This window comes from Candidatus Zixiibacteriota bacterium, assembly GCA_014728145.1.
Classification (GTDB): Bacteria; Zixibacteria; MSB-5A5; order JAABVY01; family JAABVY01; genus WJMC01.
Map to the genome: position 1 here is coordinate 13,616 of WJMC01000138.1, position 20,560 is coordinate 34,175.

A 20,560-nucleotide genomic window follows, 5' to 3' on the forward strand; every position below is an offset into this window, starting at 1 on the left:
TCAAAGATTATTCGATGCGATTCCCGGTGGAGTCAAAGAAATGGCAGTCGGCTGGGCTAAAATATAGTGAGACTTCAGTTTCCGCTGAAAACTCAACCGGCTTATCGGTCTTGACCCGGAGCTCCTGATCGCCAAGTCGGGCAAAAATTATGTATTTATCTCCGGCGAATTCAGAATAATAGGCTTTCGCTTTCATCAGCAGGTCATCATTGTGAGAATTCAGATGAATTTTTTCGGGACGGATTCCGAGTGTTACTTCAGAAGATTTAAGCTTATCCATAATCTCAGCAGGAAACCTCAAAACTGATTCCGCTGAAACCCGGACCCCATCGGAAGACACATTACCAGCCAGCAGGTTCATCCGTGGACTGCCCACAAATCCGGCGCAGAAGAGGTTTGCTGGTTTGTCGTAGATCTCCCGGGGATCACCGACTTGCTGTAATCTGCCGTCGTAGAGAATCGCAATCCTGTGCCCGAGAGATAGTGCCTCCTCCTGGTCATGGGTGACATAGATCATTGTGGCTGACAACTCCCTCTGCAGGCGGGCGATTTCGGCCCTGGTCGAGATACGCAGTTTTGCATCCAGGTTGGAAAGAGGCTCATCGAACAAAAACACCTCCGGCTGGCGTACCAATGCCCGCCCCAGGGCAACCCGTTGACGCTGTCCGCCGGAGAGGGTTTTGGGTTTACGAGGCAGGAGTTCGCTCAATCCCAGAAGTTCAGCCTGCCTGATTACTATCCGTTCGATTTCCGACTTGTCCATCTTCCTGATTTTGAGCGGAAACGCCAGGTTGTCATAGATCGTCATATGCGGATAAAGTGCGTAGTTCTGGAATACCATGGCAACATTGCGATCCTTGGGCGCGACATGGTTGACCTGGCGTCCGGAGATAAACATCTGGCCTGAATCGATCTCCTCCAGGCCAGCAATCAGCCTCAGGACTGTCGACTTGCCACATCCCGAGGGACCGAGTAGAACGAATAGCTCACTTTCGGCGATCTCAAGGTCTAATTTTTCGACAACCCGCGTCTCACCAAAAGCCTTGCTGACCTGTTTCATTACAAGTTTCGCCATACATTCAAGAAACCAATTGCAGGCCCTGTTTTCAACAACAATCACGCCATTTTAATAATGTTTTTGCTTTATCCTGCTTCGATCGATTTTATATTGATAGTTGAGAGTATACTAACCTGAAAGGATGCAATCATGACAGATATTCCGGAACATATATTCAAAGCATACGACATCAGGGGTATTTACGGCCAGGATTTGACCGATGAAACCGCCTACCTGTTCGGGCGGGGCCTGGTACAATACCTCAACGCCTCGGCTGTCGCAGTGGGAAGGGATATGCGTGTATCATCTCCAAAACTGGCGGAAAGCCTCATGAAAGGGATCATAGACCAGGGTGCAAACGCCTCTGACCTGGGTGAAATATCGACTGACAGCCTCTATTTCGCGGTGGGAAAATTCGGCTACCCGGCCGGTGTCATGATCACCGCCTCGCATAATCCGTCGGAATACAACGGACTTAAAGTCTGCCGTGAAAATGCTGAACCGCTGTCGGGCGAAGGAGGTCTCAGGCAGATTCGCGAATTAATGATAAAGGGCTTTCGTGATTCCAGTTACACCGGCAAGCAGACTGAACGAGATATCCTGCCCGAGTTCGCAGAGCATGTGCTCAGTTTCATTGATCCGGCCAAAGTCAAACCTTTCAAGCTCGCCATCGACGCCGGCAACGGTATGGCCGGAAAGATCCTGCCACCTGTGTTCGAAAAGCTCAAATGCGAGGTCACGCCGATGTACTTCGAACCGGACGGCAGTTTTCCAAATCATCCGGCCAACCCGATCGAACCGGAAAACATCAAGGACTTGCAGGAAAAAGTCAGGCAGACCGGAGCCGATTTGGGTGCCGCTTTCGACGGCGATGCGGATCGTGTATTTTTGATTGACGAAAACGCGCGTCCGTTAGGGGGCGACATGATTACGGCACTGGTGGCCCGCAACCTGCTCAAAAAAGAGCCGGGCGCGACTGTTTTATACAACCTGATCTGCTCCAAAACGGTACCCGAAACTATCGAGAAGCTGGGCGGTACCGCGATTCGTACCCGGGTCGGTCATGCTCTCATCAAACCATTGATGAAAGAACACAACGCTGTCTTCGGGGGAGAACATTCCGGTCATTTCTATTTCCGCAACAATTATTTTGCAGACTCCGGCCTGATCGCCCTGCTGGTATGCCTCGAGTTGTTATCTCTGGAAAATAAATTACTGTCGGAGTTGGTCAAAGAGATCGATCCCTATGTCCGCTCGGGTGAAATCAACAGTAAAGTCAAGAACATCCCGGCTACCCTGGAAAAAATCAAGAGCCATTTCAGTGATTTAAAGATCGATGAGCTCGATGGTATCACGGTCGAGGGTGAGGATTTCTGGTTTAACGTTCGTCCCTCCAATACAGAGCCCCTGTTGAGGCTCAACCTGGAGGCGAACAGCTCCGAAATCCTGAAGGCGAAAGTGGCTGAGGTGCTTGAAATTATCCGCGGATAGTGAACTTTTTCCGCTCTTCTGCCGATTATTGTACTAAAGGGGCTTGAAGAGAAAATGACTGCTGGTAATAAAAAACATACGATTTTGATCATCGATGATGATCCGAATCTTTTGCGCCTGATGCATGACACCCTCGAGGCTATCGGTTACTCGCCGATTTCGCTCTCGAATGGTCACAAGGCACTCGAGCTTGTCAAACGCAACGAGATCGACCTGGTGATCGCCGATATCAGCATGCCGGAGATGGACGGCCTGCAGATTCTCCAGCGCGTAAAGCAACACAATCCCGACCTTCCTGTGATGCTGATCACCGGTGTAAACATGAACAATATCAAAGATCGCGTCTACCAGTACGGCGCTGACGCTTTTCTCGATAAACCATTTCGTATCTCGCGCATTGAGGAACTCCTCGAATCACTTCTTTCCGGTCAGAAACAGAGAGCTAAAGTGCTGGTAGTCGATGATAATAAAGATTTCCGCTCTGTTTTGGCCGCACAACTGGAAGAACTCGGTTTCCGGGTCTATGAGGCCGAAGACGGCCATGAAGCGCTTGAAAAGATGTCCCGGGATCATATCCACTCGGTGATTGCAGACCTGAAGATGCCTAAATTAAACGGTGCCGATCTTGCCAGGAAACTGAAATCAGCTTCGCCTTTCACTCACGTTATACTGATCTCAGGTGAAAATGTATCACCCGAGGACCGGGAAATGATGAAATCTTTCGCCGATGCGTTTCTGCCAAAACCATTCCGGGTGGAAGAGATAAAGAACATGCTGGAAGGTTTTACAAACCATCCCCCCGGAATTCATTCTCCAGAATTCAAGGCCTGATCTTTCTGGCTCATAACCACGCAACCGGTTCCCCCTCCACCCGGTGGACATACTGAGTCAAGCGCAATTCCCGTTTAGCATGAACTTTTTGGATCAAGATAAGCCGAGAAAGTCCCGGTTCGGTAATCTCTATTTGATAGAACATAATTCTCTCCGTTGTCAGAGTAGTCCATGCATCTCTATTCATAGTCATTACCCATCCCGCATGTAGTTGCAGTAACCATATGCGGTAAATCCGAATAATCGTAAACATCGATTGCTTTGCGGTTATCGCAGTCCTCTCCTTCCGCAAATACGTTGAGAGTGAATACCACTAACAGCGCGAAAACATGACAGAAAAATCTCACGTTCTACCATCCACTGATAAAATTTACATAAACACATGGTGTGCTGACACGCACCCTCAGATAACATTTGCTCTTCACTGTCAAAAGTCAACAAATTTGACCAGTTTGCTGTTAATTCGATATGCAGTTGGGTATTATATGCGAAGGGGATTCTCGATTTTAGGATTTGACTTTTGCCTGACGTATCTTAAATTAACGTAATTTCAAAAAATCGGCAGGAGGATTTATGGGACTCACATTAGCTTACAAAATCTTAAAAAAACATCTTGTCGACGGCGAACTTTGCGCCGGCAAGGAAATCGGAATAAAAATTGATCAGACTCTGACGCAGGACGCCACCGGTACTATGGCTTACCTGCAGTTTGAAGCGCTCGGGCTCAAGCAGGTCAAAACCAAACGTTCGGTCTCATACGTCGACCACAACACCCTGCAATCCGGATTCGAGAACGCGGATGATCACCGCTACCTGCAGTCGGTCGCTAAAAAGTACGGGATCATGTTTTCAAAGCCGGGCAACGGTATCTGTCACCAGGTTCACCTGGAACGCTTCGCTGTACCGGGCATGACACTTCTGGGATCGGATTCTCATACTCCGACCGCCGGAGGCCTGGGTATGATCGCGATCGGCGCGGGTGGCCTGGATGTCGCCGTAGCGATGGGAGGCGGGCCCTTTTACCTGCCCTGCCCCAAAGTTGTAGGTGTAAAACTGACCGGCAAACTTCAGTCCTGGGTGACCGCCAAGGATATCATCCTCAAGGTCCTGAAGGAACTCACTGTCAAAGGTGGTGTCGGTAATATCATCGAATACCACGGCCCCGGCGTCAAACACCTGAGCGTGCCCGAACGCGCCACGATCACCAATATGGGAGCGGAACTGGGCGCGACAACTTCGGTCTTCCCGTCAGATGAAACCACACGAAAATTCCTGGCCGCCCAGGAACGTGAGAAATCCTACAAGGAAATGACTGCCGATAAAAATTGTGAATACGACAAACTGCTTGAAATCGATCTGGATAAACTCGAGCCGCTGATTGCCCAGCCTCATTCTCCGGATAATGTGGTCGAGGTTAAAAAGATCGCCGGCACACCGGTTCACCAGGTCTGTATTGGTTCCTGCACAAATTCATCTATCAAGGACTTGCGCACTGTCGGTAAAGTGCTTGAAGACAAGAAGGTTGCCGAGGAAGTTTCGCTTACGATTTCGCCCGGATCCAAGCAGGTCTTTACCATGGTGGCCGAGGACGGCTCGATGGCTAAAATGATCTCTGCCGGCGCACGTATTCTGGAATCTGCCTGCGGACCATGTATCGGTATGGGTCAGTCACCGCCCTCGGGAGGTGTCTCGGTCAGGTCGTTTAACCGCAACTTCGTCGGACGTTCCGGTACCAAGGATGCCCAGGTCTACCTGGCCTCGCCCGAGGTCTGTGTGGCGACCGCGATCAAAGGCAAGATCACCGATCCCCGCAAACTGGGCGACCAGCCACGGGTCACGATGCCGAAGAAATTCAAGATAGACGATCGTAATATTGTCAAGCCCTCGAAGAAACCGGACACGGTCGAAATCGAGCGCGGTCCGAATATTGCTCCACTGCCGACCCGCGGTCCCCTGGAGGACACGATCAAGACGAAACTTCTGCTTCACTTAGAGGATAATATAACCACCGATCATATCATGCCGGCCGGGGCCAAAATTCTGCCTTTGAGGTCGAATATTCCGGCTATCAGCGAATATGTTTTCTTCTATGTCGACCAGGACTTCTCACGCAAAGCCAAGGAAGCCAAAGCATCAGCGGTCGTCGGAGGTGAGAACTACGGCCAGGGCTCCTCGCGTGAGCATGCCGCTTTGGCCCCGATGTATCTCGGTGTTAAATTCGTAATCGCCAAATCATTCGCCCGGATTCATAAGACTAATCTTGTCAATTTCGGTATTCTCCCGTTGACGTTCAAGAACGCGGCCGACTATGATCGTCTCAAAGCTGGTGACGAACTGGTGATTACTGATATCATTAAAAAGCTCGACAAGCGCGAAGATCTCACGGTCGAAAACAAGACTCAGGGCGCAAGCTTTGAGGTCAGCTACGACCTCTCCGACAGGCAAATCGAACTGCTCAAGGCCGGAGGTCTCTTGAATTACACGAAAAAAACGCAGGTTAAGTGATGGTTTTTGATTCCAAACAAACACCGTACTATGAAAAGCATCGTGAAGCCGGAGCTAAAATAGTGGATTTTGCCGGTTACCTGATGCCGATCTCTTATAAATCTATTAAAGACGAGCATCTGCGTGTCCGCAACTCGGTCGGAATGTTCGATCTATCCCACATGGGAGAGTTCAAGGTCTCCGGATCAGACGCGCTCGATTTTCTTCAAAGACTTACCGTCAACGATGTATCCGCTCTCGCCGTCAACCAGGTGCACTACACCTGCATGTGCTACCCCGAGGGTGGAATAGTCGACGATCTTTTGATTTACAATCGAGGTGATCATTATATCATGGTGGTCAATGCCGCCTGCCTGGATAAGGACCTTGAATGGATCAAGCATAACCTGGAAGGTGACGTAAAAGTCGATAATCTCTCCGATCAGACGGGCCTGCTCGCTATTCAGGGTCCTGACGCAGAAAAGGTTCTGGCTAAGATGACCGACTGCGATCTTTCCAAACTCGGCTTTTACTGGTCAGAGACAACCTCTATTGCCGGCGAAGAAGTGCTCTTCAGCCGTACAGGCTACACAGGCGAGGACGGTTTTGAAATTTATCACAAACCTGAAATCGGTGACAAGTTGTGGGAGTCTGCTCTCGAAGCCGGTTCAGAGTTTAAAATTGAGCCAATCGGGCTGGGTGCGCGCGATTCACTGCGCCTGGAAATGAAATACCTTCTTTATGGCAACGATATGGATCAAGACACAAACCCGATCGAGGCCGGGCTGTCCTGGATTGTAAAAATCGATAAAGGAGACTTCATCGGCCGCGAAGCGATCCAGAAAGTCAAGCAGGAAAAACCATCCCGCAAGCTGGTCGCATTCGTATTACAGGAGAAGGGCATCCCGCGCCAGGGCTACTCGATCTTCCGCGACGGCGAGGAAGTTGGAAAGGTCACTTCAGGAATCTTTTCACCCTGTCTCGAACAGGGTATCGGTCTGGGTTATGTACCCCGCAAGATATCGAAGTCGGGCAACAGCATTGAAATCGATATACGGGGCAAAAAAGTCGCCGCAAAAGTGGTCAAACCGCCGTTCTACAAGGAAGGATCGCACAAGTAGATGAAACTTCGACTGTTTTTCACGCCCAATGGTTTAACTGAGGACCAGATCCTCGGGCGGACCACGGTGGTTATAGATGTGTTGAGAGCGACCAGCGTAGCGGCGGTCGCTCTCAAAAACGGCGCACGGGAAATCATCCCGGTGGCGACACTGGGTGATGCGTCCGGGATGCGCGCTAAGCTGGATCCTTCCATGGTGGTTCTGGGTGGTGAACGCGACGGCCGGAAAGTCGAAGGTTTCGATCTGGGCAACTCACCTTTTGAATATGGCCCTGAAAGAATCGAAAAGAAATCGATCGTTCTGGCAACCACGAACGGTTCCGCGGCTCTCCTGATAGGCTCAGAGGGCGATCATTGCCTGGCCTGCGCAATTATCAACACCAGCGAAGTGGCCCGCAGGCTGGCCGAGATCAAGCAGGATATAGCAGTGATCTGTTCCGGCAACAAGGGGGGATTTTCACTCGAGGACACCCTCTGTGGCGGTATGCTGATCGACAGACTGAAGTCATCGAGCGATAATTTAAGTCTCGAAAACGACGCCGCCTGGGTTGCACTGGATATATTCAACAAACACAAGCATGACCTGGAGACGGCCCTGAAACAGTCTGACCACGGAACAACTCTGGTCAATCTCGGTTTTGAACGCGACGTGAACTATTGTTCGCAGGCGGATAAGATCGAAATCTGCCCGGTCTGGAAGTCCGGAAGGCTGATCCGTCTCGATTCAGAATGAACATTTTCCGCCGTCGCCTGTATTATTATACAGATTGGAGGACTTTTGAGTATTAAGCTGTTTACCAGGCTTATATTTTTTTTGCTGGCCCTGGCCGTATCTGTTTCGGCTGATTCAACACACAAAGCCCTTTCATTGGAAATCCGCTTTGTGGAAAAACTGTCGGGCGGCTCTGTTTCCGAAACAGTTATTTGTGATACGCTCTATTTACCCCGCGAAGTCAATCTGCAGGCTTTCTGTGGCAACCTCAGTTTCGATCTGAAGTATACTGGCCTGGTCGATTCTCAGGCGCAGGTCGAAATCAACCGTTTTTCTTTACCGCCCGACGGTGGCGCGCGGTTGATGAAACTGTCTTCACCATTGAATGTACCTTACATCGAAGACTCGATACTTATAAAGAACAGCAGTGTCTACCAGGTATTCTATACCCCCCTGAAAGAAATAGAATTCGAATCCGGATGTGAATACAATCATAACATTGAGGATGATTTCTACCCCGATCCTTCGACCAATTATGAAATTTATTTTGTTCCCAATTCCCTGGGAGATATTCACTGGAACAGGATTCGTGACTTTTACGAGGCCGAACTCAAACGTTTCAAGAGCTTTCTCGAATTCAAGCAACCGGGCAAGACCAGTTTGTTCTTGTACCCGTGTTCGTCATATCATTACGCGCCCTACAAAAACAGCGAGTTCGGGATTCATCCAGCCCGCAGTATGGTTTTTCATGAGTACAGCCACAAAAGCGGAGAAATTGCCGCTCCCGCTTCCATCATGAGCAGACTCTACCGGTTTTGGGGCTATGCCCCCAGGATGATTGTGGAGGGTTGTGCAAACCTCTCCGATTTTCATCTTTTCTACGCCAGAGATTACAAACTAAAAAGTGGACTTTACGAGATCGAGGATATGCTTCAGACCCGCTCTTATGATAATCTGGATGACCCCCACAAGAAACGTCAGCTGGCCGCATCATTCATGTTTTACCTGCTTTTGACTGAAAATGCCAGCACGATTCGGGCGATTTATCGCGATGCCACCGACCTGACTGCTGTGAATGTGATCGAGCAAAAAACCGGAAAGGCCCTGGCGGATATTACCGAGGGATGGCATGAGTATATTGACACTGTTACGCTTGAATCAAAATGGTTCGTGCATTTTGCCGAACGGGAGATGCTCCAGCGTCATGTTTATCAAGCGGAGTACCTGCTTGAAAAAGGTCTCGAGTATTTTCCTGAAGATGATGATCTGATGCTGAATCTGTTCGGGGTGTATTTCCACATGGGTCGATACCTGGAGGCAGCCGGGGTGCTCGAAAAAGATAATTTAAGCGAAACTAACAGATTAAATCTAGTGAGCAACATGTACCTCGCGGGCGGAAAATCCGACCGGGCGGAAAAATACTATCGCCAGGCTGTGCAAAATCCAGCTTCGGATTATCTCCATGAATACAAGCTGGGTTTGATCGAGTTCTACGATGATAACTTCGAGCAGGCAAAAAAACACCTGAAAAAAGCTATCGACAGTACAACCTCGGCGTCGATCCGGGTAGATTCCCGGCTACACCTCGGCAGGATCTTGCTGAGTGAACGAGATCGAGAAAGCGCCGACAGTCAGTTTGTAATGGCATACAATTATTCCAGGAGCATGCTCAAGAACAACCCGGATGATCCTCTGGCGAATTTGCGCGCCGGGCAGGCGTTGATGTATCAGAAAGATATCGAAAACGCAAAAACCTACCTGTCGCTGGCCGAATTCGTGGAGTTCAGGCCGTTCTACCTGGGTCAAATCTATCTCTCTCTGGGACATCTTTATGACCTCTCTGGTGAACGTGGTCAGGCCGAAAAGTATTACAAGCGTGTAGATGAGATCAATGCCTCGGCGGTGGATCAGGCCGAGGCCAGAAAATATCTCTCAAAACCATTTGAATTGTAAGCTCTATGCATTTTCTTAATACAACATTACTGCTTCTGACATCACTTGCCCTGATACCGCTTTTTATTCACCTCTTCAATCGCCAGCGCGTTAAACGAGTGCAGTTCTCTTCGGTACGCTATCTCAAGGCCCTGCAGAAGACACGCATGCGTCGTCTCAAAATTCGCCAGTTGATATTGCTTATTTTACGCATGCTGATCATCCTGGTTCTGGTCATGGCTTTCGCGCGTCCGACCACAGAGGGCTCATATTCTTCCGCGCTGGGAAGCGCGGCCGAGGCATCAGTCATAATCCTGATAGACAATTCTATGTCGATGGCGCTGGAGGACCGCGAGGGCTCACTTTTCGAGCAGGCCCGTCTGAAAGCATTTGAAATCCTCGACAACCTGGATATTTCAGACCAGGTGGCCCTGATCGCGTTCAACCAGACCAGCGAGGTTCTGACGGATGGGTTCACCTCCAATCACGCGTTCGTCAGGGAAGCAGTCGATGAGCTCGAGGTCTCACAGATGGCCACAGAGCCACGGACAGCATTTGAAAAAGCTACCGAACTTTTGGCTGAGACGGATAACTACGTCAAGGAGATATTTCTATTGAGCGATATGACAGGTGAAAAGTGGGATGGTCTAAAAAGCAGTGATTACCCCAACATAGAGAACCTGAAGATCTACCTGACCCGTCTCGAGAAAAAGGATTACGACAACCTCAAGGTCGCTTCCATCGATTTCGGCAATTCATTGATCTACCCCGGCCGCCCGGTCAGGATCGCATCGCGGATAGTCAACGAAAATCCGCGCCGTGTCGACAACCTTCTGGTCAGCCTGTATATCAACCAGAAGCGAATCGCCCAGACTGATTTATCGCTTGAAAAGTTTGCCGAAAGCGAGGTGGAGTTCTCATTCACCTTCGATTCAGCCGGTGAGCACAGTGGCTTTATAGAATTGGTCGATGATGACCTGATCGAGGATAACCGCCGCTATTTCACGATCAATATCCCCAGACAAATCGAGGTACTGACGCTCTATGAACAGGAAGCCGACGATCGCTTTTTGAAGCTGGCGTTTAAACCTTTGCCGGACAGCCCGACCCAGATCGAATTGACTTCGGAGCCAATCTCTCGCCTGCCCGCGTTGAATTTATTCGATTACAACTGCGTTATCCTGAGCCGTATGACCCGCCTTTCGCAGGCGGGATACTCAAAGCTGGCCAGTTTCGTCAAAACCGGGGGATCGCTCCTGCTGTTTGCTTCATCCGATTCAGGCCAGGCTGATTTGAACACGAACCTGTTCGAGCCGGGCTTTGGCGCACGTCTAATTGAGTCTAAACAGGTCCAGCCGGGCGAGGGCTTCTATCGTCTCAGTTCGATAGACTACGAACATCCGCTGTTTGTACGTTTCAAAGAGATTTCGCCCGATTATCTGCCCAAAATCGACTTTTACAATATTCTGCAGGTCAGTCAACCTGCTGACGGCCGGGTGCTGGCTTCATTTTCGACCGGTTCGCCGGCAATTATCGAGAGCAACTGGGGTGCCGGCAAACTAATGGCAGTTCTGACTACTCCGGATCGTCAGGATTCCGATCTGGCATCTTCACCATTTTTTGTTACGCTGGTAAACCGAGCCGCGGAATATCTGGCTTATGACCTCACCCGCCTGCGTGAAAACTACCTGACCGGGCAGTCGATCAACCGCACACTTTTGCATCCTGCTCCCAGCCAGTCGGTCAGTCTCCAAACTCCCGCAGGCAACAACATCACACCGGCGTACACATTCTCCGGTACCGAATTGATGCTCAATATCCCTTCCATAAAATCGACCGGGATCAGCCAGGTTTATATTGACGACAGCCTGGCGGAGAGTTTCGCGGTCAATTTCCCTTCCCGTGAATCAGTCGGGGGCAAGATTGAAGTTGACGAACTGCGCCGGTCACTTGACGGTTACGAATTAATCGAGCTTTCGAATTCACAACCGGCCGGCGAGGTAATCGAGGAAAGCCGTCTCGGCAAAGAACTATCCAAGCTCTTCTTTTTGTTGGCACTGGGGCTTATCGCGGTCGAGATGTTTTTGGCGCGCGGGGTCGCCTCTGACGAACAGGAACAGGGCTGATCGACGATTGCCTTTGACAATTGATCCGACTTTCGTAAATTCCTATTTATGCGGCAGGTCTACTTAAATCAGGTCGAGATGTCATACCCGGGCAAGGAATTGTTTTCCGGACTCTCATGGCAGATAAACAGGGGCGAAAAAATCGCCCTGATCGGGCGCAACGGTGTCGGCAAAACTACTTTGTTTCAGATCATCAAAGGCGACCTGACACCGGTCTCCGGTCAGGTCGAAAAAGCGAGAGCGGTTAAAATCGGTTACCTTCCACAGGAAGCGGAGATAATAAGCGGACGTACTCTGTGGGTGGAGATGCTCGACGCTTTCGCCGAGCTGTTGAAAATGCAGGCAGAGATCGAATCACTGGAAGCGGATATCGCCTCCGGGGAGGCCTCCCAGGCGATGCTGGAAAAGTATGGCCACCTGCAGGAAAGATTCGAGCTTCAGGGCGGATTCGACTACGAGGAAAAGATCGAAAGCGTACTTTTTGGACTGGGATTTGACCAGGACAGCTGGACCAAGGAAATCGCCTGCTTTTCGGGAGGAGAAAAAAACCGCATCTACCTGGCTAAAATCCTGCTCGAGAATCCTGACCTGTTGCTTTTAGACGAGCCCACCAATTATCTCGATATAGAATCTACCGCCTGGCTGGAGGAGTACCTGAACACTTTCGAGGGCAGTGTGATAGTGGTCTCACACGATCGCTACTTTCTCAATAGAGTCGCCCAGAAGACAGTTGACCTGACCCCGCATGGGCTCGAGGTTTACCATGGAAACTACGAATTCTACGAGAAAGAATCCGCCGAACGCCGCAGGCTGGCAAAGAAAGCATACGAGCATCAGGCTGAAGAGGTAGCCCGTATCAAGGATTTTATCGCCCGCAATATCTATGGCCAGAAGACCAAACAGGCCCAGTCGCGCAGGCGCATGCTGTCGAAAATGGAGTTGATGGATAAACCGGCCGGCGACGCCTCCGACATGAAACTGCAGATCGAATCATCCGGGCGAAGCTGGCTCAATATTCTTGAGCTCGAGGATGTCGCCAAGTCTTTTGGAAACCGCCAGCTCTTCTCCGATGTCAGCCTCAAGCTCCTGCGTGACCAGAAGGTCGGCCTGATCGGACCCAATGGTTCCGGGAAAACAACCCTGATCCGAATGATCACCGGTCAGATCGAACCTGACCGGGGCGAGATCAAAATCGGTAACAATGTCGAATACACTTATTACGACCAGGAACTGAATATCCTCAACCCCGAGTCGACTATAATCGACATGATCTGGGAGGAAAAGCCGGATGCCACCGCGGAGGAGCTTCGCTCTTATCTGGGTCGTTTCCTGTTTTCCGGCGAGGATATATTCAGACCGGTAAAATCACTCTCAGGAGGCGAGAAAAGCCGTCTGTCACTGGCTAAAATCTTTGCTAACCCGGCCAATTTCCTGGTCCTCGATGAGCCCACCAATCATCTCGACATCGCATCCTGCCAGATGCTCGAAAACGCATTGAAATCATTCGAGGGAGCTGTGCTGGTGATCTCACACGACCGCTATTTTCTGGATAATACCGTGGAGAAATTGTTCGCGCTTGAAAATGGATCTGTCAATGAGTACCTCGGCAATTTTTCGTACTACTGGGAGATCAGGCAAAAACGCCTGCAACAGCAGGCAGAAACTCAGACAAAACAGAAAGAAAACGCAGAGACCCGCAAACAGTGGAAACAGCTCAAAGACAACCGTCGTCATCGCAAAAAAATCGAAAAACTGGAAGCGACCATAGAAGAGACTGAAAACCTGATCACGGAGATTGGCGACAAGATCCTGGATCCCGAACTGGCCTCCGACTGGGAGCAACTGGCCTCGCTCCAAAAACAAAAAGCCGATCTCGAGGCAGAACTCGAGAGATTGTACGAGGACTATGAACAACTCCAGCAGTAGAAAAATAATCGCTTTCAACGGCTCTCCCGTGATGAAATCCAACACCGACCTGATCACCCGGGAGATATTAGCCGGAGCAGAACAGGAAGGCTACAAAAGCGAGCATGTCTACCTCAACCGTATGGCCATAATGCCCTGCCAGTCCTGCGGCGAATCACCCGGCGAAAAGCTGTGTTTCTACCAGGACGATCTCTTTCCGTTTTTACACACGCTCTCCCAAAGTGAAATTGTGGTGGTCTCCAGCCCGATCTATTTCGATTCAATCAGTGCTCAGACCAAGCTGTTTGTGGATCGCTGCAACTGTTTCAAACCGCTGGTCGGCTACGAGAGCGGAAACTTCAGGTTTGAACCTGTCAAACACAAAAGGAAACTGGGAGTTATCGTCTTAGTCGGTGGCGAGCGGGAGAAATTCGTCCATGCCCTGACGGTACTCAAGGGGCTTTTCATCTGGGCCGGTATAGAATTCTTCGATCAACTGTTGTACGCTCATTCCGACTACGGACTCGGCGCGGTCAAAGATGACCCTGAGACACTTTCAAAAGCCCGCACACTCGGGACTTCAGTTGCTTCATCACGTTGTAAATTAAAATAAACTTTTTTACTCCATTCTTGTTATATAACCAACACGATCAATTTCAAAAAAGGAGAGCATGGTGAAAATCAATGACATAATACAGGCTCAGGGAGAGAGAAAGATCTTAAGCATCAGCCCGCAGTCATCGGTCGGCGATGCTCTGGAACTGATAGTCAAAGAGCGTATCGGCGCACTGCCGGTATTCGAGGGAGAAGATAACCTGGTCGGAATCATTACCGAGCGTGATATCCTCTGGCGGATGCACAAGGAAGGCCAGGACGCCCTCCAGCGTCAAGTCAGTGATGTGATGACCGCAAAAGTGATCGTCGGTGTGCTCGATGATGATATCGAGGTAGCTGAAACCTTCATGACAGTCAACAGGTTTCGTCATCTTCCGGTTATGGACGGCAGTAAGCTGGTGGGCATGATTTCAATCGGTGACCTGGTCAAGAGCCAGATCAAAAATCTGAAAGTACAGAACCGTTACCTTAAGGATTATATCACCGGCAAGTATCCCGGATGATACACCTGTAAAGTTTAAAATGGACATTATCGGTAAATAAGCTTAGATTTCAATTCAGGTTTAGAAGATATATATGAAAGTTTCCGACCTCATCGTCGACTGCCTCGAGGCCGAGGGAGTAAAGTATGTCTTCGGTGTTCCCGGTGAAGAGACCGAAGACCTGCTGTTTTCGCTGGAAAACTCCAGCATAGAATTTGTCCCCACGCGACTGGAACTGGGGGCTGCTTTTATGGCGGATGTTTTCGGCAGACTGACCGGCAAGGCGGGTGTATGCCTGGCTACCCTGGGCCCGGGAGCCACCAACCTGATCACCGGTGTCGCCGATGCCCATCTGGATAAAGCGCCGATAGTTGCAATCACCGGCCAGGGTTCTTCCGATCGCATTCATAAAGAAAGCCACCAGAATCTAGACATAGTAAACCTGTTTAAACCGATCACAAAGTGGAACGCCTCGATCCGCAATCCACATATCACGACCGAGGTTGTGCGCAAAGCTTTCAAGCTGGCGGAGATGGAAAAACCGGGAGCCACACATTTCGAACTGCCCGAGGATATCGCTGCCCGAGAATGCGATCTCGAACCGATTCAACCTGTCCGCGTACGTCGTGCCGCGCCCGACTACAAGGCGATCAACCAGGCCCTGGAACTTTTGGGGAAGGCAAAGAGACCTCTTATTCTGGCCGGCAACGGGGCGATTCGCAAGATGGCTTCCAAGCACCTGCGGGAATTCGTCCAGAAAACTGGCATACCGGTTGTCTCCACTTTTATGGGCAAGGGAGCGATATCGGACGACAGCCCCTGTTCACTCTACACGGTCGGTCTGCAAGCGCGCGATATCCACATGGACGCGATAGAAAAAGCCGACCTGATCATAACGATCGGATACGATATTGCTGAATACGCCCCGGAGCATTGGAATAAACGTAAAGACAATAAAATTATTCATATAGATTTTATGCCGGCTGAGGTCTATGAGTTCTATCAGCCCGAAATCGAGATAGTATGCGATATCTCGGCCGTCCTGTGGGACCTGAATATACAGTTTAAAAGCGCTGAATCGCGCTATGACAGCGGATGGTACGAACCGATCCGCGAAGCGATCAAAGCAGACATAGAATCCTACCGGCTAAATGAAAAAGATAAGTTTACCATACCGGGGGTACTGGCGATTATCAGAGATATTCTCAAGGCGGGTGATATCCTGATTTCAGATGTCGGCAGTCACAAAATGTGGATCGGCCGCAACTACCCGGTTTATGAACCGAACTCGGTGATAATTTCGAATGGCCTGGCCAGCATGGGAATCGCCCTTCCGGGGGGAATCGCCGCCAAGCTGGCGTACCCCGACAGGCGGGTGGTTGCGGCTATGGGTGACGGTGGATTCTTGATGAATTCGCAGGAGATCGAAACCGCTTGCAGGTGTGGTGTCGGATTTACGATCCTGGTATTCAACGACAACGACTACGGTTTGATTTCCTGGAAGCAGATTGGACATACCGGCAAAAAATTCGGTACCGTCCTGACTAATCCCGATTATGTCAAGTACGCCGAAAGTTTCGGAATCGAAGGTTATTCACCGAAAACCCTCGATGAACTGCGCGCTGTGCTCGATACCACGATCAGCTCGCAGAAACTTACTATAGTCGAAATTCCAATCGATCCATCGGTCAATTACGAACTCAGCAAGAAACTGAATCAAAACAATAAATAACCCTAAGAGGTGAAATATGAAGACAGTCAATCCAGCCACCGGCGAAGTCATAAAAGATTACAGCGAACACAATCCCGAACAGATCGACCAGATACTAGGCGATGTAGATAAAACCTGGCTGGAATGGCGCGAATCGGATTTTGGAAAACGCCGCGAATTGATGAATAAGGCCGCTTCTGTACTGCGCGATAACCAGGACGAATATGCGCGCGAGATGTCGATGGAAATGGGTAAACCGATCAGCGAGTCCCGCGCTGAGGTGGAAAAATGCGCCTGGGTCTGCGAATACTACGCCGAAAACGCCGAAAAATTTTTAGCCGATGAGATAATCGAAACCGACGCTAAAACAAGCTTTGTCGCCTTTCAGCCGATCGGTACCGTATTGGCGATCATGCCCTGGAATTTTCCATTCTGGCAGGTTTTCAGGTTCGCCGCTCCGGCCCTGATGGCGGGCAACACCGGCGTACTCAAGCATGCTTCCAACGTACCCGGAAGCGCACTCAAAATTGAAGAGGTCTTCCGTAAGGCTGGATTTCCAGAAAATGCTTTCCGCACACTGTTGATAGGATCCTCCGCGGTGGAAAAGGTTATCAGGGATGATCGTATCAAGGCAGTAACTCTCACAGGCTCCGAACCGGCCGGTATGAAAGTGGCCGCCACCGCTGGAAACGTGCTCAAAAAGACCGTCCTCGAACTGGGTGGTTCAGATCCGTATATCGTTTTGGAAGATGCCGATATGCCGACCTGCGTTAACACTTCCGCCAGGGCTCGTATGATAAACACCGGTCAGAGCTGTATTGCCGCCAAACGCTTTATAGTAGTCGAATCCCGTCTGGAGGAGTTCGAACATGCCCAGGCGGAAATTATGGGCAATATGAAAGTCGGTGATCCACTCGACGAAGAGACACAGGTTGGCCCTTTGGCTCGTATGGACCTCCTGAAGGAACTGGATGAGCAGGTCCAGCAGTCGCTCACCATGGGCGCGCGACTTCTGACCGGCGGTAGAAAAAAAGACGGTCCGGGGGCGTTTTATCTGCCGACGGTGCTGACCAACTGCAAGAAAGGTATGAAAGCCTACGATGAAGAGACTTTCGGCCCGGTATCGGCAATAATTCCGGTCTCGGATATGGAGGAGGCTATTGCGGTCGCCAATGACTCATCGTTCGGGCTGGGTGGATCGGTCTGGACACAGGATCCCGAAAAAGGTGAATACGTCGCCCGAAAGGTCGTGACGGGCGCGATGTTTGTCAACGGTATGACCAAATCCGACCCCCGTCTGCCGTTTGGCGGAGTCAAAAAATCCGGCTACGGACGCGAGTTGTCTCATTACGGCATTCGCGAGTTCGTCAATATCAAAACGATCTGGATGGGTTGAAAATAGCCCTGTTTTAAATATGCCCGGCCTGATGGCGGGGCTTTTTTTTGAAACTTCCCGAAAACTAAAGACATTTACAGGACGCCATGTTTAAACCGGCAATCATATATGATTCAAATTGCAGGCTGTGTACCAGCGTGGTCTGTTTTCTGAGCTCGCAGGATATCGACGGAAGGTTCGTCTATCTCTGGCGTGAATCCGAACAGGCCGAAAAGCTCCTGGATGAAATCGAGTATCCAAAAGAGCAGACTGATACAATAATTCTAATCACTCCGAAAAAGTATCACACCAGAAGTTCAGCCGCATTAAATATCTGTCGCATACTGGGTGGAGTATGGGAGATGCTGTATATCTTCATGTTGATTCCACGCGGTTTGCGCGACAGAATATATAGATTCATCGTGATAAACCGCTACAAGCTATTTGGTCGCAAACGTTCCTGTGAGCTTCCCCCTGTCTTCACCCGTGTCGGGCAAGATTAGTCGGAATTACTAAAAGCACCGCAAATAGTGCGGTATCTATTGACAAAACTAACAGATTCCGTATATTTTTGCTCTGTCAATGATTAATGACCGCTTGAAAACACAATCTACGTACGCACATATCGTGCGGGGGAGATAAATTATGGATTCATCAAACCTGCTGGTGATTTGTGCGATCGCCTTTGTGGCGGTCTTCGTCCTGCTGGTAATCCTGGCGGTAATCATGCGCGCGATTATCGCGCTCTTTCCGCAGGCCGACAGCGTCGAAGATGCCGCATTGTATGCCGCGATCACCGCAGTCGCTCAAGCCAACTATCCTGGAACAAAAATCACAAAAATTGAGGAAATACAATGATAACAGCCAAAAAGCCCAAAACAGTTCGTGTGATGTTCACACCTTTCCGCGACGGGCTTCAGAGCTCGTTCGGCGGTAAGGTGCGCCTGAATGATTTTCTGCCGGCAATGAAGCTGGCGGCCGAAGCTGGAATTCGCCACTTCGAATTCGGTGGTGGAGCCCGATACCAGGCACCCTACTTCTACCTCGGCGAAGATCCGTTCGAGGATATGCAGAAAATCCGGGACACAGTCGGTCCCGATGCCGACCTGCAGATTTTGACCCGTTCCGTCTCAGGAGTAACCCTGACCACGCAGTCAATCGAGGGTCTGCAGCTTCAGGCCAAGCTGATGAAAGAGTATGGTACTACCTGGGATCGCAACTTCGATTACATGAACGATGTACGCAACCTGATCAATACCGGCAAGCCGATCGTCGAGGCTGGAATGCACCACCAGTGCTGTATCGCCCTGATGGGTCTGCCGTTCGAATCCGACAAGGTTCATACACCGGATTTCTATATCAATATCGGCAAACAGCTTCTCGAAGGCGATGTGCAGATCGATTCCCTCTGCCTCAAGGATGCCAGCGGGACGACTGATCCGAATACGATCTATGAAACTGTTAAGGGGCTCAAGAAGATTATGCCCTCGGATATGCTCCTCTGGCTTCATACCCATGACACCGCTTCAACCGCGGTCGCCTGCTATATGGCCGGGATCGAGGGCGGAGTCGACGGTATCGATCTCTCCTGTCGCCCGATGGCTTCCGGAACGGTTCAGCCGGATGTGCGTTCGATGGCTCATGCCCTCAAGGGCACAGGCTACTCTCTCGATATAGATCCCAAGCGGATGCCCGAAATCGAGCGCGAACTGGCCGAGTTGATGAAGGAATATAATTTCAACCCGACTACGACCTCGGCTGATGCTCGTGTACTCGGCTTCCCTATGCCGGGTGGTGCGATCGGACCCAATGTGCACATGATGGTTAAAGCTGGTATTCTCGATAAATACTCCGAAGTTCTCGAGGAATTCCCGGTTGTGGTAAAAGCCGGAGGCGCCTGGACCTCGGTTACCCCGGGTAGCCAGCAGTATTGGTTGCAGGCTTTCAACAACGTGCTCTATGGACGCTGGGAGAAAATCAATGACGGCTACGGTAAAGCCGTGCTCGGATACTTTGGACGCACACCGCTTCCCCCGGATCCGGAAGTTGTCAAGAAAGCCTCTGAGCAACTCGAGATGGAACCGTTTACCGGAGATCCCCTGGAGGCCGCGCCGAAAAATATCGGCAAAGCGAAAGAAGCTCTCGAGGAACGCAGTTTGCCGGTCAACGACAAGAATATCTTCCTGGTCCTGGCTTCGATGGTGCCCGGCAAGAAGATGGAACTCAACGAGGGTATCCGTCTGCTGACCGGAAAACCGCGAATCGATATTCCTCTCAAGAAGAAAGATGAACCGAAGCCTGATAAAAAAGCGGTATCCGCACCGCAGGCCAGAATGGAATCCGCGCCAACCGTCAGCGGACCGGTCAAATCCCGTTTGACCGTGGAGGAAAACGGTCGCAAACGAACCTTTACAATAACTATGGAGCCGGCAGGTGGCGGAGCCTCACAACCCGCGCCTCAGGCAGTCGAAACATCCGCGCCGGCCTCCGACAACGGCACCCCGGTGCATCATTCTTTCGCTGGATCAGTTGAAGTAGTCGATATCAATGTCAAAGTCGGCGATTCCGTCTCGGAAGGACAGGTTATCGCCGCGGTCGAGGCGATGAAAGCCAAGCATGACATCAAAGCGCCGAAATCAGGCAAGGTCTCGAATATCCAGGCCGAAATCGGCGATGAAATCGATTCAACTCAACCGATCTTAACCATCTCATAGAAGGC

The 20,560-nt window shown here is 50.5% G+C and carries 17 protein-coding genes; 15 read left to right on the forward strand and 2 right to left on the reverse strand.

Annotated elements, in window-relative coordinates:
- Positions 1-7: 7 nt before the first annotated feature.
- A complete protein-coding gene (gene ugpC, locus GF404_08010; protein MBD3382126.1) occupies positions 8-1,075 on the reverse strand; it encodes a sn-glycerol-3-phosphate ABC transporter ATP-binding protein UgpC in 1,068 nt (355 codons plus the stop codon).
- A gap of 132 nt (positions 1,076-1,207) precedes the next feature.
- Here ugpC and manB point away from each other — a divergent pair, with 132 nt between their 5' ends.
- Positions 1,208-2,548, forward strand: coding sequence for a phosphomannomutase/phosphoglucomutase (gene manB / locus GF404_08015; GenBank protein ID MBD3382127.1), 1,341 nt, complete (start codon positions 1,208-1,210; stop codon positions 2,546-2,548).
- Positions 2,549-2,602: 54 nt separating this feature from the next.
- Positions 2,603-3,379, forward strand: coding sequence for a response regulator (locus GF404_08020; GenBank protein ID MBD3382128.1), 777 nt, complete (start codon positions 2,603-2,605; stop codon positions 3,377-3,379).
- Between the two features lie 179 nt (positions 3,380-3,558).
- Here GF404_08020 and GF404_08025 read toward each other — a convergent pair whose 3' ends face one another.
- Complete coding sequence (locus GF404_08025) at positions 3,559-3,726, reverse strand: hypothetical protein (protein MBD3382129.1); 168 nt, start codon at positions 3,724-3,726, stop codon at positions 3,559-3,561.
- A 226-nt stretch (positions 3,727-3,952) separates the two neighbouring features.
- Between GF404_08025 and GF404_08030 the strand changes: the two genes are divergently transcribed.
- The 13 genes from GF404_08030 to GF404_08090 all read left to right on the forward strand — a co-directional run bounded on the left by GF404_08030 (position 3,953) and on the right by GF404_08090 (position 20,555).
- Entirely contained in the window at positions 3,953-5,884 is a 1,932-nt protein-coding gene (locus GF404_08030; GenBank protein ID MBD3382130.1) for an aconitate hydratase, read from the forward strand.
- On the forward strand, positions 5,884-6,984 hold the full coding sequence (gcvT, locus tag GF404_08035; GenBank protein MBD3382131.1) for a glycine cleavage system aminomethyltransferase GcvT: 1,101 nt from the start codon (positions 5,884-5,886) through the stop codon (positions 6,982-6,984). Before GF404_08030 ends, gcvT begins: the two co-directional genes overlap by 1 nt.
- Complete coding sequence (locus GF404_08040; protein MBD3382132.1) at positions 6,985-7,716, forward strand: 2-phosphosulfolactate phosphatase; 732 nt, start codon at positions 6,985-6,987, stop codon at positions 7,714-7,716. It begins immediately after the preceding gene.
- 45 nt (positions 7,717-7,761) lie between these two features.
- Positions 7,762-9,648, forward strand: a complete 1,887-nt coding sequence (locus tag GF404_08045) for a tetratricopeptide repeat protein (protein MBD3382133.1) — start codon at positions 7,762-7,764, stop codon at positions 9,646-9,648.
- Between the two features lie 5 nt (positions 9,649-9,653).
- Positions 9,654-11,753: a VWA domain-containing protein gene (locus GF404_08050; protein ID MBD3382134.1), complete on the forward strand. Its 2,100-nt coding sequence runs from the start codon at positions 9,654-9,656 to the stop codon at positions 11,751-11,753.
- A 48-nt stretch (positions 11,754-11,801) separates the two neighbouring features.
- Positions 11,802-13,679 (forward strand): ATP-binding cassette domain-containing protein, encoded by a 1,878-nt coding sequence (locus GF404_08055; protein MBD3382135.1) that lies wholly within the window; start codon positions 11,802-11,804, stop codon positions 13,677-13,679.
- Positions 13,660-14,271: a hypothetical protein gene (locus GF404_08060; protein MBD3382136.1), complete on the forward strand. Its 612-nt coding sequence runs from the start codon at positions 13,660-13,662 to the stop codon at positions 14,269-14,271. Before GF404_08055 ends, GF404_08060 begins: the two co-directional genes overlap by 20 nt.
- Before the next feature lie 58 nt (positions 14,272-14,329).
- Positions 14,330-14,776, forward strand: coding sequence for a CBS domain-containing protein (locus GF404_08065; GenBank protein ID MBD3382137.1), 447 nt, complete (start codon positions 14,330-14,332; stop codon positions 14,774-14,776).
- A gap of 73 nt (positions 14,777-14,849) precedes the next feature.
- Positions 14,850-16,487 (forward strand): acetolactate synthase large subunit, encoded by a 1,638-nt coding sequence (locus GF404_08070; protein ID MBD3382138.1) that lies wholly within the window; start codon positions 14,850-14,852, stop codon positions 16,485-16,487.
- 16 nt (positions 16,488-16,503) lie between these two features.
- A complete protein-coding gene (locus tag GF404_08075; GenBank protein MBD3382139.1) occupies positions 16,504-17,862 on the forward strand; it encodes an aldehyde dehydrogenase family protein in 1,359 nt (452 codons plus the stop codon).
- 86 nt (positions 17,863-17,948) lie between these two features.
- The gene (locus tag GF404_08080; protein ID MBD3382140.1) at positions 17,949-18,344 is read left to right on the forward strand and encodes a DUF393 domain-containing protein; all 396 of its coding nucleotides are present in this window, start codon (positions 17,949-17,951) and stop codon (positions 18,342-18,344) included.
- A gap of 142 nt (positions 18,345-18,486) precedes the next feature.
- A complete protein-coding gene (locus tag GF404_08085) occupies positions 18,487-18,699 on the forward strand; it encodes a hypothetical protein (protein MBD3382141.1) in 213 nt (70 codons plus the stop codon).
- Complete coding sequence (locus GF404_08090; protein MBD3382142.1) at positions 18,696-20,555, forward strand: biotin attachment protein; 1,860 nt, start codon at positions 18,696-18,698, stop codon at positions 20,553-20,555. The genes GF404_08085 and GF404_08090 overlap by 4 nt, the downstream gene beginning before the upstream one ends.
- Positions 20,556-20,560 lie beyond the last annotated feature (5 nt).